14 protein-coding genes are annotated in these 14,152 nt (G+C 64.9%); 3 read left to right on the top strand and 11 right to left on the bottom strand.

Annotation, left to right across the window (positions count from 1 at the left end):
- Nucleotides 1–10: 10 nt before the first annotated feature.
- From U1R88_RS14710 to U1R88_RS14665, 10 genes are all read right to left on the bottom strand, one after another.
- The gene (locus tag U1R88_RS14710) at nt 11–1,342 is read right to left on the bottom strand and encodes a glycosyltransferase family 2 protein (protein WP_322431871.1); all 1,332 of its coding nucleotides are present in this window, start codon (nt 1,340–1,342) and stop codon (nt 11–13) included.
- A 36-nt stretch (nt 1,343–1,378) separates the two neighbouring features.
- On the bottom strand, nt 1,379–2,611 hold the full coding sequence (locus tag U1R88_RS14705; RefSeq protein WP_322431870.1) for a glycosyltransferase family 2 protein: 1,233 nt from the start codon (nt 2,609–2,611) through the stop codon (nt 1,379–1,381).
- On the bottom strand, nt 2,611–3,717 hold the full coding sequence (locus U1R88_RS14700; RefSeq protein ID WP_322431869.1) for a glycosyltransferase: 1,107 nt from the start codon (nt 3,715–3,717) through the stop codon (nt 2,611–2,613). Before U1R88_RS14700 ends, U1R88_RS14705 begins: the two co-directional genes overlap by 1 nt.
- On the bottom strand, nt 3,714–4,511 hold the full coding sequence (locus U1R88_RS14695; protein ID WP_322431868.1) for an SDR family NAD(P)-dependent oxidoreductase: 798 nt from the start codon (nt 4,509–4,511) through the stop codon (nt 3,714–3,716). Before U1R88_RS14695 ends, U1R88_RS14700 begins: the two co-directional genes overlap by 4 nt.
- A complete protein-coding gene (locus U1R88_RS14690; RefSeq protein ID WP_322431867.1) occupies nt 4,508–4,906 on the bottom strand; it encodes a MaoC family dehydratase in 399 nt (132 codons plus the stop codon). Before U1R88_RS14690 ends, U1R88_RS14695 begins: the two co-directional genes overlap by 4 nt.
- Nucleotides 4,903–5,322 carry a hotdog family protein gene (locus U1R88_RS14685; protein WP_068285957.1) on the bottom strand — a complete coding sequence of 140 codons (420 nt, stop codon included), beginning with the start codon at nt 5,320–5,322 and terminating at the stop codon, nt 4,903–4,905. The genes U1R88_RS14690 and U1R88_RS14685 overlap by 4 nt, the downstream gene beginning before the upstream one ends.
- Nucleotides 5,319–6,527, bottom strand: a complete 1,209-nt coding sequence (locus U1R88_RS14680; RefSeq protein WP_322431866.1) for a beta-ketoacyl-[acyl-carrier-protein] synthase family protein — start codon at nt 6,525–6,527, stop codon at nt 5,319–5,321. The genes U1R88_RS14685 and U1R88_RS14680 overlap by 4 nt, the downstream gene beginning before the upstream one ends.
- A 1-nt stretch (nt 6,528) precedes the next feature.
- Complete coding sequence (locus tag U1R88_RS14675) at nt 6,529–6,813, bottom strand: acyl carrier protein (protein WP_322431865.1); 285 nt, start codon at nt 6,811–6,813, stop codon at nt 6,529–6,531.
- 134 nt (nt 6,814–6,947) lie between these two features.
- Nucleotides 6,948–8,084, bottom strand: a complete 1,137-nt coding sequence (locus U1R88_RS14670) for a hypothetical protein (protein WP_322431864.1) — start codon at nt 8,082–8,084, stop codon at nt 6,948–6,950.
- A gap of 56 nt (nt 8,085–8,140) precedes the next feature.
- A complete protein-coding gene (locus tag U1R88_RS14665) occupies nt 8,141–9,175 on the bottom strand; it encodes a helix-turn-helix domain-containing protein (protein WP_322431863.1) in 1,035 nt (344 codons plus the stop codon).
- 621 nt (nt 9,176–9,796) lie between these two features.
- Between U1R88_RS14665 and U1R88_RS14660 the strand changes: the two genes are divergently transcribed.
- The 3 genes from U1R88_RS14660 to U1R88_RS14650 all read left to right on the top strand — a co-directional run bounded on the left by U1R88_RS14660 (nt 9,797) and on the right by U1R88_RS14650 (nt 12,116).
- Nucleotides 9,797–10,264 (top strand): VapA/VapB family virulence-associated protein, encoded by a 468-nt coding sequence (locus tag U1R88_RS14660; protein ID WP_322431862.1) that lies wholly within the window; start codon nt 9,797–9,799, stop codon nt 10,262–10,264.
- Between the two features lie 240 nt (nt 10,265–10,504).
- A complete protein-coding gene (locus tag U1R88_RS14655; protein WP_068285969.1) occupies nt 10,505–11,302 on the top strand; it encodes an ABC transporter permease in 798 nt (265 codons plus the stop codon).
- Nucleotides 11,286–12,116: an ABC transporter ATP-binding protein gene (locus U1R88_RS14650; RefSeq protein ID WP_322431861.1), complete on the top strand. Its 831-nt coding sequence runs from the start codon at nt 11,286–11,288 to the stop codon at nt 12,114–12,116. Before U1R88_RS14655 ends, U1R88_RS14650 begins: the two co-directional genes overlap by 17 nt.
- Before the next feature lie 123 nt (nt 12,117–12,239).
- On the opposite strand, the gene U1R88_RS14645 is transcribed toward U1R88_RS14650, so the two are convergent.
- Nucleotides 12,240–14,090: a class I SAM-dependent methyltransferase gene (locus U1R88_RS14645; RefSeq protein ID WP_322431860.1), complete on the bottom strand. Its 1,851-nt coding sequence runs from the start codon at nt 14,088–14,090 to the stop codon at nt 12,240–12,242.
- Between the last annotated feature and the right edge of the window lie 62 nt (nt 14,091–14,152).

Genomic DNA, 14,152 nt, shown 5'->3' with positions numbered 1-14,152 from the left:
CGGAGCGATCTCAGACGACCTTGGGCGCCGCGGTGGATTTCGGGGTGCGCACGAACTCGCTGCGCTTGCGGAAGATCACCTCGCGCTGGGCCGGGCCGATGACGGCGCCGATGCGGAAGAGATCGCGGGAGACCTGCACGAATTCCCGCAGGAAATCGGAGAGGCTGGTCTGTCCGGGCCGCAGGGACAGGTTGCCGGCCCTAAGGAACACGAAGAGCGCGACATAGCCGATCAAGAGCTGGCCGACCAGGACACCGGCCAATTCCCAGCGCAGCGGTGCTCCCAGCACGATCGCGCCGATGCCGGCCGGCAGGGCCACCGCCCAGGCCAGGCCCGACCACCACACCCCCAGATGCATCGCCGCCTTGAGGCGATCGGTGAGCGAGAGCGAACCATCGCCGAGGATCGGGCAGAGCAGGCGCAGCATCACCTCGCCGAAGCCCTTGGTCCAGCGCTGCTGCTGGGTCATCCACGCCTTCATCGTTTCGGGAAGTTCGCCGGGCACAGGCACGCTCATCAGGAACGAGCCGCGCCGGCCGATGCGCCAGGCCCGGTAGGACAGATCGAGATCCTCGGCCAAGGTGCCCCCGCGCCAGCCGCCGGCCGCCTCGATCGCCTCCCGGCGCCAGACGCCGCAGGTGCCGTTGAACGGCAGGGGATGGCCGGCCCAGCAGCGCGTGCCCTGCTCGATGGCGAGATGCGCGTCGAGCAGCACTGCCTGGGTGCGCGTCAGCGGGTTGGCATCCCGGTTCAGATAGTCGAAGCGGGCCTGGATGAAGGCGAGTTTGGGATCCGCCAACAGGCAGGTCATGGTCTTCTTGAGGAAATCGGGGTCAGGCACGTAATCGACGTCGAGAATGGCGAAAAAGCCATGCGGCGTCAGCGTCATGGCATTGGCGAGCGCGCCGGCCTTGTATTCGGTGCGGTCCTTGCGATGGATCAGCACCACGTCGAAGCCCAGCGCCCGGCGCCGCGCCACCTCTTCGTTGGCGAAGACGGTGGAGCCGTCGGTGGAATCGTCGAGGATCTGGATATGCAGGCGCTCGCGCGGCCAGTCGAGGGCGGTGGCGGCGTCGAGCGCACGGGCGACCATGGCGCCTTCATTGAAGGTGGGGATCTGCACCACCACATCCGGAAGGTCGGCCCCGTCAGGCAGGCCCCGCGCCAGCAAAAGGCGCTCGGCCTCGACGCCGGCCTTGCGCAGGCGCCAATGCTTGAAGACAAGATAGAAGGTCGCCAGGGTCGAGCCGAAGGTGACCGACCAGCCGAGCAACGATATCACGGCCAAGATCACCGCCAGCCAGCCGGCGACCGCCCAGAAACTCTCCCACAAACCCGTCAAACTCCGTCTCTCAGCCCCATACTCGCCTATAGTCTCTCACCGGTCACCACGCTTGGGCGTGCGCACGAAATCGTGCCGGCCAGCGAAGGGAGCGGCGACCACGCTCGCCGAATTGGCCAAAGCCAGAAAGACGAGCAGGACCGGAATTGCGATCAGGGTTGCCCCGTAGCGGATGATACCACCCCGGCGCAAGCGCAGAAATGGCGGCAGGGTGATGAAAACGGCTGCGGTCCCGGCATAGAGGGCGGCAGCCGTCGCCAGAACGGCATGTCCGCTGCCGAAGCCGCGCAACAGGCCGTCGAGCACGAAGGCGGCGGCCGCCAGCACGAAACAGGGCAGGCCCAGTTGCAGGCCGAGCAGTAGGCTGGTGCCGAGCTTGGCGCCCAGTTTCCAGTTCGAGCGCCAGGCGAGCGGCAGCCCCTTGCGCGCGACCTGGATGAAGCCGGTCGACCAGCGCGCCTGCTGCACGCGCCAGCTGACGAGATCGGCCGGAGCCTCGCAGGTCAGCGGAGGCTCGAGCATGAGCTGGCCATGCCAGCCGGCGGCATAGCTGCGCAAGGTCAGGTCGAGATCCTCGGCCAGCGTATCGGGTGACCAGCCGCCGGCGGCCTCGATGGCGGCGCGGCGCCAGACCGCGCCGGTGCCGTTGAACTGGAACATCTCACCGCCGGCCTGCCTTCCCGCCTGCTCGGCAAGGAAATGCGCATCGACCGAAAATTGCTGGCCCAAAGTCATCCAGTTCTGGTCGCGATTGCCGAACTCGAAGCGGAATTGCACGAAGGCCGCCTGCCGATCGGCGGCCAGCACCGCCGCCGCCTGCCTCAGCCATTGGCGCGGCGCCCTGAAATCGGCGTCGAGAATGGCGATCAGCGGGGCATCGCAACGCTGCATGCCTTCGGCAAGGGCGCCGGCCTTGAAGCCGTCCCGGCGCACTCGCCTGACCTGCTGCACCGCCGGGCCTCCCGGCGGCAGGCTGGCGATGGCGGCGGCGGCCAGGGCCGCCGTCTCATCGGTGGAATCATCGAGAAGCTGGACGGTCAGCCGGTCGGCCGGCCAGTCCAGCGCCAGGGCCGAGGCCAGGGCTCCCTCGACGGAACCGGCCTCGTTGTAAACAGGGATCTGCAGGAGGACATGCGTGGGCTCGCCATCCGGCTGCATCGGCGGCGGCCGGTAGCGGCGCGCGCGCCAGGCAAGGCGCAGATGCTGGCCAAGCAGGACGACGAGGAAAAGGCCGGCAACAAGGCCGATGACATCGATCACCAGCAGCATCAGTGCCGCCCCGACAGCGCTATCGTGGCCGTGCCCCAGGCAAGGCGGCGCGCCGCGAGGGCGTTCAACCATAGCACCGGCATGATCGCCTCCCTGGCCAGCACGGCCAGCGGCATGGCTGGCGAGAGCGGCCAGCCCTTGCGCCAGGCGAGGACGCATTCGGCGGCGGGCCAGAGGAGGATCGTCAGCGCCAGCAGGGGTATGGCGGGCAGGCCGAGGAGAGCGGCGCCGGCGAGCGCCGCAAGGCAGGCGGCGGGCAGGCCGGTCAAAGGCTCGGCGGCGAAGGCCAGGGGCTCCTCGAGGCGCCGGCAGATCGCCCAGCGCAGATGGCGCCGCCAGATCTCGCCAGGCCGGCGGGCGCCAAGGTCCTGATCGACGGTGGCCGCAGCAAAGACCGATCGTAGCCCCCTCGCCTTCAGGAGCTTGGCCAGGGCATGGTCGTCGGCGACGGCGCGCAGGATCGCCCGCAGGCTGCCGGCAGCTTCGAGATCAGCCCGCCGCAGCAGCATGGCAGCGCCGATGCCGGCTCCGCCCCCGAGCGCAGAGAGCGCCAGCAGCAACCGCCCGCCATAGGTGTTGACGAGGCTGGCTTCCAGCATGGCCGCAAAATTGCCGGGGGCCCGCGCCACGGGCACGGAAGAGACCTGTCCGACCCCCGGCGCCAGGCTCGCCATCATCGCGGTCAGGGCATCGGGCGGCAGAATGGTGGCGGCATCCTTGATCAGCAGGAGGTCATGGGCCGCAGCCTCGACAGGTTCGAGTAGATTGGCGATCTTCGGATTGGCGCCCGGAATGGGCGTGGTGAAGAGGATGCGGGCGGGAGCTTGTACACCCTCCCCTTTCAGGGGAGGGTAAGAGGCTGCGAACTGCACCGAGAACAGGACTTCGAGGCCGGGATCGTTCAGATCGGTCAACTTCCTGTTTGCCTCATTCTGCGCTTCCTCGGCGCGGCGGAGCGGCACCAGCACCGAGACGGGCCCGCGTTCGCCGGCAACGGCCCGGCGCGCAGCTAGCGCCGGCTGGAGCAAGGCGAGCAGCGTGGAACCGAGCAACAGGGCGACGAGAGCGAGCCACCACAGGCCGGCCAGGGCCGCGAATAGCGTCATGGTCCGCTTCTCTCCCGCTCCTGCGTCAACGGCACGTCGACACCGGGACGATCGAGCAGCCAGTCGCCGAAACGGGCGGGCAACAAAGTGAGCAGGCGCAGACCCGCATAGAGGATGAAGGGAAAGGCGATTACCGGCTTGCGGCGGTCGAGGCCGCTACGGATGATGCGGGCCGCCCTGGCGGCGGTGAGCTTGAGTGGTTGCGGCGCGACGAGCTCGGCGTTGAGCGGCGTGGTGACGAAGCCCGGCGCGATCAAGCTGACGGCAATGCCTTCGCGCTTCAGTGCCGGCCTGATGCCTTCGGCATAGGCGTGAATGGCGGCCTTGGCCATGGAATAGGCCGGCGAGGACGGGAAGCCGCGCAGGCCCGCCAGCGAACCGACCAAGGCGACGTGACCGCGGCCTCGGCGACGCATCGCTTCCAGAGCTGGCTCGATGGTGTTGACCGCTCCCATCAGGTCGACGGCGAGCACCGCCCGCATCGCCTCACCGGGGTCGAGCGGCCTTTGCGCGCTGGTGCCCGAGACGATGCCGGCGCAGGCAATGGCGAGGTCGATCGGTGCCTCGCTGTCCCGCGCCGCGACCCAGTCGGCAAGCGCCTCGCGATCACGGACATCGATGCGGCCGGTGACGACCGTGGCGCCGCGCGCCTGGCAGAGCTCGGCGATGTCGGCCAGCCGCACCGAATCCCGGCCAACAAGGAAAAGATGGGTTTCAGACGTGGCATATTCGAGGGCGAGAGCCCTGCCGATACCGCTGCTGGCCCCGGTGATCAGCATGGTCCGGCCGCTCATGATCCCCTCTCCATCGCGCGCGATAGAGTCGCTTCCGCCATGCAGGCGATGACGCCGCCGCTCGTCTTGACGAAGAGGCGCAGCACGGCCGGTTCGCCGTCTTCGTGACGCTTGACCGTCCGCCCCGATATCTCGACTTCAGCCCCGACGGGCACCGGTGCCATGAAGCGAGTAGACAGGCCTGCGATCACGGCCTGCGGCAGGAAACGCCGCACCGCCTCATTGAGATAGGCGACCAGCAGCATGCCATGCACGGGCGCAGCCTCCAGGCCGATGGTGCGGGCGATGGCCGCGCTGACATGCAGGGGATTGGTATCGCCCGAAGCCCGGGCGAACGCCTCGACCTCGGCCGCGCCGATCGGGCCAATGACGAGAGGTGGCATCATCGCCGTCATCGCGCCAACTCCGGCTGGAACAACCGGTAGGTCGCGGCGAAATCGGCGATGACCTCGCCATCCCGGCCTTCGATATGCGCCTCGATCTGCACATCGTCGGGCATGGATGCATCCGCCCGCCGGGTGATCACGAAGCGGATTTCCTCGCCGATGCGCAAGGCGCGCCGATAGCTGAAGCGCTGGGCGATCAGCACGGGTATGAGATGCTCCTCGCCGGCAAGATCGTCGAAGGCGGCCTTGGCAGCCGGATGCCACAGCCAGATCGCCGGAAAGGTCGCGGGAACCTCGTCGCCATCGCCCGCCATCCCCCCGCTCATCGCACTATCGAAGGCGGTCGCCTCGCGATAGCGCCGCACGGCGTCCGCCTCGACCCGAGCCGCGATGGGGCCGATCCGCAGAGGCGGCGGCGCGCTCATGCCTGTCCGACGATCAGCACCGCATTGATGCCGCCGAACGCGAAGGAATTCGTCATGGCATGGCGCATCGTCACCCCCCTCTTCTGCCCTGGCACGCAGTCAAGATCGCATCGGGGATCGGGGGTTGTCCAGTTGAGGGTGGGCGGCACCACGCCCTCGCGCAGGGCCATCACGGTGATTGCCAGCTCGATGGCGCCAGCCGCCCCGAGAGCATGGCCGTGCACCGGCTTGGTGGAGGAAACCGGCAGGCTGGCCAGGCGCTCGCCGAAAACAGCGGCGAGTGCGGCGGCCTCGGTGGCATCATTGGCAAGCGTGCCGGTGCCGTGGGCGTTGACATAGTCGATCGCCTCCGGCTCCAGCCCGGCATCATCGAGGGCCTGGCGCATGGCGGAGGCCGCTCCGCCGGCATCCGGGCGCACGATGTCGCCGGCATCGCTGGAGGTGCCGTAACCGCAGAGCTCGGCCAGCGGGGTCGCCCCCCTGGCACGGACGCTCTCCTCGCTCTCCAGCATGAAGATGGCGGCGCCTTCTCCCAGCACCATGCCGTTGCGGTCCTTGGAGAAGGGACGGCAGGCATTGGGGGAGAGCACGCGCAGGGCTTCCCAGCCCTTCATGCCCGAGGCGGTGATGCAGGCCTCGGCCCCGCCGACCACGGCACGGTCGACCATGCCGGCCCGGATGAAATGCGCGCCCAGGCCAATGGCCTGGGTGCCCGATGCACAGGCACTGGCGACCGCAAAGGAAGGGCCGCGTGCGCCGTGGCGGGCACTCAGCTGCGAAGCGGCGCCATTGGGCATCAGGCGCGGCACGCTCCAGGGATCGAGGCGCTGGCCGGTGACATAGGCGTTGTGGATGCCGATCTCGATGGTTTCACCGCCGCCGATGCCGGTGCCGACGATGGTGGCCGTGCGTTCGTCCTGCCGCGCGCCGCGTGCAAAGCCGGCCTGCGCCAGGGCCTCGTCGCCGGCCACGATGGCGAGCTGGGTGAAGCGGTCGCAGAAGGCCAGCACATCGGGCTCGATATGGGCGGCCGGGTCGAAGCCGCGCAGCTGGCCGGCGATGCGGATATTGTGGCGCAGTTCCCGCGCCACTTCGAGCGGGCCGATGGCGCTCCGGCCCTCACGGGCGGCCTCCCACAGCGCCGGAACACCAAGCCCCGCCGCCGTCGCCGCCCCCATGCCGGTAATATAGACGCGTCTTTTCAAATCAGGACTTTTCACTGGCAATGCGGGCCAGCACGCCGTCGATGAAGGATTTGAGATCCTTGGCTTCGGCGATCGAGCCGTCCATCGGAATATAGACGTCGAATTTTTCTTCCACGGCCGTGAGGATCATCACGATATCGATGGATTTGAGGCCGAGTGTCTCGAAGGTCGCGTCAGGCGCTACCTTCTCGCGATCCACCATGCCCTCGGATACGATCAGGTTGACGACCTCGTCATAGACACGCTGCGGATCGGACAGGATGTTATCTTTGGTTTCGGTCGACATCTTCTTCCTGGACACGTCGCTTGAGCAAAGCGCGCTGTAGCTAACCGCTCGATTGCTCAAGCTTTTTTGTTTCAACGCGTTTTGCGATTCTAGGCAATGCCGTCAAATCACAAAACGCTATGGGCGCAATGGGACTAAATCGATGCTTCAAAGACGCCGAAACGGCGTGTCGACCGGGCCCCGAGCCATTCAACTACGCTCGTCATGGCATAGTTATCGTCAAGAATCCAACCGCATTCCAAATCTTGCACACCGGTGATGGCAGCCCGGCGCATCAATTCGTCCACCAGGATGAGCGCGACGCTGGCCCCGGAGACCGAACCGACCAGGCGCGGCGCCACGCCGAACAGCACGGCGCGGCCGCCGGTGAAGCGCCGCGTCAGGCCGCGCCACGCCAGTTTCAGCCAGCCGATGGGGGATGGCGAGCCGCCGAGATCGCCCGTGATCTCGAAAACATTGGGCAGGAACAGGGCAAAGCCCAATAATTCCCCGTTTCGTTCGACGAAGACGCCATAATCGGCCTTCAGCAAGGGCCTGAAGGCCTTGATCATTGCCGCCATTTCCGCTTGCGAGACCGGTACGAAACCCCAATTGGCGGCCCAGGAACCGTTGAACAGGCATCGCCCGAGTTCGGCATCCTCGGCCAGCCTGTCCATGCGCATGGCGCGGATGTCGAACCCCTTGCGGCGGCGCTCCATGCCGAGTTTTTCGAGCCTGTCGGCAAGATCGCTGCGGCGCCGGTCGAAGCCATAGGAATGCAGCGTCTTTACCAGCGCGAGGCCTGCCGCCTCCAGATGGGCGCGCAGATAGGGCGGGTGCCAAGGCATCAGCACCATGGCCGGTGCGGTGAAACCATCGATCAGCAGACCGGATTCGGCGTTGATCGACAGCGTGAAGGGGCCGCGCATCACCGCCCTGCCCTTGCCCGCGAGATAAGCGGCGGCAGTCCGCACCAGCTCGGCCACCACCTCTTCGTCATCCACCGCGTCGAGGCAGCCGAAGAAGCCGATGCCCTCGTGCTGGGCCCCCGTGGCGAGATGATCGATCTGCGCGGAAATACGGCCGACGGCCCGGCCCTGCCCGTCATAGGCGAGCCAATAGGCGGCTTCGCCATGGGTCCAGAAGGCGCTCTTGGCCGGATCGATCAGTTGCGCCCGATCATGGTCGAGCGGCGCGACATAATCGCTGTAACAGGCATAGAGAAGCCTCGGCAAAGCAAGGAACTGCTTGAGCTCGCGCTTGGAGGAAACGGGACGGACGGTGACGGGCATGCCGCCCTTCTGTCAAGTTCGGACGGGAAAGGCAACGGGTGGCGGGCAAGAGCGGCTCAACCGCGGGCATCCGTCGGGCTGACGCCGAATTCCTGGCGGAACAATCGGCTGAAATGGGCCGGATCGAGATAACCGCAGCGCACGGCGATATCGGCGATCGGCACGCTGCGCGGCGCGCGGGCCAGCATGTCGCGCGCCCGTCCCAGCCGCCTCGCACGAATGGCCTCGGCAATGGCGATGTCCTGCTCGGCAAAGCAGCGATAGAGCGTGGCGCGCGAGCAGCCGAGCAGCCCCGCCAGCATATCGGGATCGAAAGCGGGGTTGGCGAGATTGACGTCGATCAACCGCATCGCGGCGCTGAAGACACTGCCGGCAACTTCGAGATCCTCGTCCTCGCTCCGCCCCGCGACATCGCGCAAGGCGAGATCGGCCAGATCGAGCGTGATCTGGAGCAGGCTGGCGCGCTCGTCGGGATGGAGATTGTCGATCTCGCCGGCCAGGGCCCGCATCTGGGCGGCAAGGATACGGCCGGCGGGTGATGCCCCCAGCCAGCGGGCGAGCGCGGCCGAGGACGGAAGCTGCGGCCCCAGGATCGCTTCCGCACGCTCGCGCCTCATCGCCAGATGCACCGCTTCGAAGGCGGTCCAGGTCACTCGGCTCTCGCTTCTGGCATCGAAGGCGAAGAATTGCCCTGTTGTCGCGAGGCTGCGTTCCTCCCCTTCCTCGTGCCGGCGCTTGCCTGAGAGGACCAGGCCGATGGCGATATCGTCACCACCGTCCCGCTCGCTCTGCCCGAACCGGCGCCCGCCCGCCAATGCGTGCGAACGCGTGGTGAAGATCGAGCCTCCCGGCCCTATCACGCCCGCCCCCTCCGCCAGAAACGGCGAAGGGTCACTGCGCTGGTCCGCGTCGATCTCGTAGAGGGCGGCTTCGCGCCAGAAATCATAGCGCTCGTGCGGACGATGGTCGCGCGTATCGAGACGCGCATAGACGGCCGTCTTGGGCAAGCCATGGCGCCTCATCGACCAGCGCCCATCACCCGGACGCCAGCTCCACGCATCCTTGCTCCAGTCGGCAGTGGATCGCTTCACGCATGTCTCCCGAACAAGGTTGGCTCGCGCCCTGCCGCACCGGCCTGACATCTACCAACGAATAACATCTTCCGATGCTGCTGCAAGGGCGGCCCGCGCGTGCCTCGGCAAAGAACGCGTGAGCGACAATTACAATATAACGACACGTTCTTCAAAATTCGGATATCTGCAATTTAACGGCCATCTGCTTACAATTCCATGATGAAAGTTTCATTTACGAAAGACCGTTACGACATTTATCTCAATAAAACCAAGCATCACCTTTCGCGGGTTTGAATTTCAGCAAAATGAAAAGCAAATACCAAAATAATATTTTCACGCCCAGGTTACGCTTTCCTGTATTTTTTAGATAAATCCACCAGAAAGAGACGTTTATCCAAATATATAGAGACGCTTATCCTACCACATTTGAGGTATTTTGGTTCATTTTAACAACTAGAAATCGCCCCCTGAGCCTCGCCCATGACGCCGCTTCACGCGCAAAGCCGCCGATCAAAGCGCCAAGGCAAGACTTGACGTCCCGTTCCAGGGCCTGTTGCCACTGGCCGCAGGCCCTGACGAGAGAACCGAGAAAAAGAGCGCCAACGCGCCTGAACTTTGGATCAAGATCAGGAGAGCTCCATGGACGACGCCAAGTTGAACTACCACCCCGACCTTGCCGCCCGCGAGTTTGCAAGCTCGATGGCGGGGCTGCTCGAGCAGGACCAGATCAAGGCCATCACGGCCGACATCATGGGCACGGCGGCAGCCGACCAATATCCGGCCAAGTGCACCATCATCAGCGCCATCTTCTATCTGCGCTTCACGATCGAAGTCACGACCGACAGGGGATATGGCCATGTCCTCAAGACCTTCACCGGCAATGCCGGTGGCGTTTCCAGTCCCGGCGGCGGCGTGATGTTCGGCACGGTATTCACCAAGGACCTCAACCGCCTCTATGCGGAAACCGTGAGCTTCCAGTTCAATGCCAGTCCCGTGATGCTGAATGTGAACTTCTTCAGCAAGGGCCACGCCCTGCTGGGCAACTTCATGTCGGGCGGCGTCAGCACGGTCGGTGGAACCGGCGGCGGTACCGGTCGCTGGAAATGACGAAAAGGTGGCAGGCCGCTCCCTTTGGCCTGCCACCGTCCCTGTGTGGGCATCGGGCGCAGGCAGTGAAGCGTTTACACTCCAACACGCTTTGCTCCATAGCGTTTTGCGATTTGGCGGAATCGCCAAGAATCGCAAAGACGCGTCGAACCAAAGAGTTAGGGCAAAACAGCGTTTCCGTCTAAACGCGCTTTGCTCTAGGAAGGGGCTGAAGAAGCCTCGACTACCTGGAATTTCGTCTTGCTGCAGCCCTTTGCCGATATCTGGCGCCAGCGCGAACTGTTTCGCGCCATCCTGACCCGCGAACTGCAGGTACGCTTTCGCGGCTCGGTGTTCGGCTGGGCCTGGGCCGTGCTGGCGCCCCTGGTGATGCTGTCGATCTACACGCTGGTCTTTTCCGGTGCACTCAAGGTCGGCGTCTCCCAGGACAGCGGCGGGCGCTTCGGCTATGCCTTCTCGATCTTCGTAGGCCTGGTCGTCTTCAATTACTTCGCCGAGATCGCCTATCGCGCGCCGCTTCTGCTGGCCGAGCACAAGCACATCATCCGCCGCTCGATCTTCCCGCCGCAGATCCTGGCCTGGATCGCGGTGGCGCGCGGCGGCGTCTACATGCTGATCGCGCTCGGCGTGCTGCTTACCGGGCAGGTCCTGATCGAGCAGTCGATCCACTGGTCCTGGCTGGCGCTGCCCTTCATCCTGCTGCCGCTAGGCCTCGTCCTGCTCGGCATCGTCTGGATCCTCTCGACCATCGGCGCCCTGACCAGCGACCTCAACCATTTGATCATCTCGATCATTCCGGTGGCGATGTTCGCCACCCCGGTGTTCTATGAGGCGAGCCAGGTGCCGGAAGGCTGGCGCTGGCTTGCCTATCTCAATCCCCTCACCGGCATCATCGAGATGATGCGCACCGCCATCCTGCGCGGCGCCTGGCCGGATGGCCTGCTCTATCTGACCTGCCTCGCCGCCTCGCTTGCGGTATTCTATGCCGGCCAGACCCTGTTCATGCGAAAGAAGACGATCCTTGTCGACATCATCTGAACAGACGCTCGCCCCAACTCCTGTCCAAGGTCTCGTCCAAGACGTCCCTCAGGACCTCGCGGTCGAATGCCGCGATCTCGGCAAGGCCTACCAATTCTACAAGCACCCGATCGACCAGGTGAAGCAGGTGCTGTTCGGCGGCAAGAAGCGCTATTACGACGAATATTGGGCGCTCAAGGAGATCGGTTTCGCCATCCCGAAGGGCGCCGCGGTCGGCATCGTCGGGCGCAACGGCTCGGGCAAGTCGACCCTCCTGCAGATCCTGTGCGGCATTACCGCGCCCACCATCGGCTCGCTCACCGTCAAGGGGCGCATCGCCCCGGTGCTGGCGCTGGGCGCGGCCTTCGACTACGAGCTCACCGGGCGCGAGAACTGCTATCTGTCGGGTGCCATTCTCGGCCTCAAGCGCGCCCAGGTCACCGCAAGGCTGCCTGCCATCCAGGAACTCTGCGGCCTTGGCGATTTCTTCGAGCAGCCGGTAAAGCTCTATTCCAGCGGCATGGGCGCTCGCCTCGCTTTCGCCATCTGCGCCCATGCCGACGGCGACGTGCTGATCGTCGACGAAGCCCTCGCCGTGGGCGACGATGCCTTCCGCGAGCGCTGCCGGACCCTGATCCGCGCCTTCCGCCAGCGCGGCACCATCCTGTTCGTCTCGCACGACCTCGACCAGGTGGCGGAATTGTGCGAGCGCACGATCTGGATCGATCGCGGCCGCCTCAGGGCCGACGGCCAGACGCCTGCCGTCATCGCCGACTATCGCAAGGCCCTGGCGGAGGAAGCCGACGACCCCAACCGTTTCGCCTTCATGACCTGAGGCGACTAGCAGGGAGCATGAAGATGGACTCCTCCTGGGATCGCAGGCGTCCTCGCCTGCTCTTCTTATCGACTCGCCGAAGTGCTTCCAAGAGCAGGCGAGGACGCCTGCGATCCCACGGTCTTACCGCCAGAACCACCGCCTGGCTGGCTTCGCCGGTTTGCCGGGTTCGAGCAGAAAATTGGTGAGCTTGGGATAAGTCTGGCCAGACCAGGTGATCGCATAGTTCCAGTCCCGGACGAGACGGCGGAACCGGGTCTCGTTGGCCTCGGTGACCTCGACGAAGAGAAGCGGGCGACAGCGTTCTATGGTGGCCGCAAGCCCCCCCAGCACCTTCAGCTCCATGCCTTCGACATCGATCTTGATGAAATCGAAGCTGTGCCCGGCGAAGAGGTCGTCCCCCTTGGCGATCTGCACCGCGCCTTCCTCGGCCTGACGGATCACCGTGCCGCCCGTATTGTGCTTGCTGTAGGTGAAGGTCTGTCCGACGCCGGCCTGGTCGCTCAGGGCGGTCCCGAGGAAGGAGAAGTCGACATTGGTCAGACTGTTCAAGGCGCAATTGATGCGCAGGCATGCTGCGGCACCCGGTTGCGGCTCGATCGGCACGATCATGCGGACATCGGCGAATTTGCCCAGGAAGACCGTGTGATTGCCGAGATGCGCGCCGACATCGAGGATAGTGGCTTTCTGAGGAAGGTGCGCTCGAATGCGTTCCAACTCTTCGGCTTCGTAGAATTGGCCGCTGGCATGGAAGGCCTGCACCGAATCCGCCTCGTCATTGACGAGGAAGCTCACGCGCTCGGCCCGGTAGTCGAACGACATCACGCTGCCGTCGACACGACTGATGCGATTGGGCCTGGCATCGGGCCTGTCGTCTGAAGCGACAGCGATCGAATCGAGCCAGAAATTGGGATAGCGGTTGTCGAAGGATTCCGACTTCTCCCAATCGGGCAGAGCGTTGCCCGATAGAAGGCCGCGGTGGCGGAATTCGAGATCGACGACCTCGCTGCCGCGGGTTTGCGCCTCGAAGCGTATTCGACGCCTGCCCGCGCCCTCGAAATCATAGGAGCCGATCTCCTGACCATCGACGATCACGCTGAAGCCGGGGCGGTCCGACAGGCGATTGCGCCGCTCGGCCACGCCGGCCGGAGTCAACTCGACATCGAAAGTCAGTTTCGTCGGCGCCTTCAGTCCGAGCTTCAACTGGACCAGCGACGTGTAGCCTTCCGTCACGGGCCGCCCGTTCTGAAGAGAAAAGCCGCGTGCCAATAGAGGCGGGGGTTCATTGAGCTTGCCCTGGAAGTCGATTCCAACAGGAAGCTTGAAATTTTCCTCGATGCGATCGAATCGACGCGCGGGGAATTTTTGCACGTTGTAGCGCTGCAGCCACCAGTCATCGCCTTCCATGTTGAAGGCGGGGCGATCGCTGCGTTGGAAATAGGCCGTCGCGCCCGTGATACCGTGCGGGTGGAAGCCATCGTCCTGCATCAGGAAGCGATAGAGATTGTTGATCGTCGGTATGTGGATGTCGTCGAGGATCAGGATGCCGCCCGCCTTGAGGCGTTCGTAAAAGGCGAAATACTCCAGCTCCGGAAACGGATAACCATGGGGACCGTCGATCAGGACGATGTCGACGTCATGCTTGAGCGGGTTCGCAAAAATCGTGCGCTGCGTCGGCCCGAAGATCCAATTCACATTGTCCTTCAGCCCCGGGAACCCAAGGGCGAAGTTGACGCTCGAATTCTCCTCGGCCTTGTCGTCGTAACAATAGGCGGTGTGCTCTTGCGCGTAATGCGAGAACAGGATCGTGGAGGCGCCGCATCCGGTCTCGACCGAACGGAGCGGCTGCCCTTTGAAATGGTCCTTCAGATAATATTCCATGCGCTCGAGCGGCCCGGTCGTGAGGGTACCGGCTCGGTGGGCGCCACCGCGCTTGTTCTGATAGCGGACAATATCGTGGACGAGATCGGGCATGATGCCTTGACCCTACGCGACGGGCGCACGCACGATCAATGCCCGAATGAGGGGCATCGAAC

This window comes from Labrys sedimenti, from assembly GCF_034424805.1.
Classification (GTDB): Bacteria; Pseudomonadota; Alphaproteobacteria; order Rhizobiales; family Labraceae; genus Labrys; species Labrys sedimenti.
The sequence above is the reverse complement of the archived record's forward strand: the minus strand, read 5'-3'. Positions and strand labels throughout refer to the sequence as shown.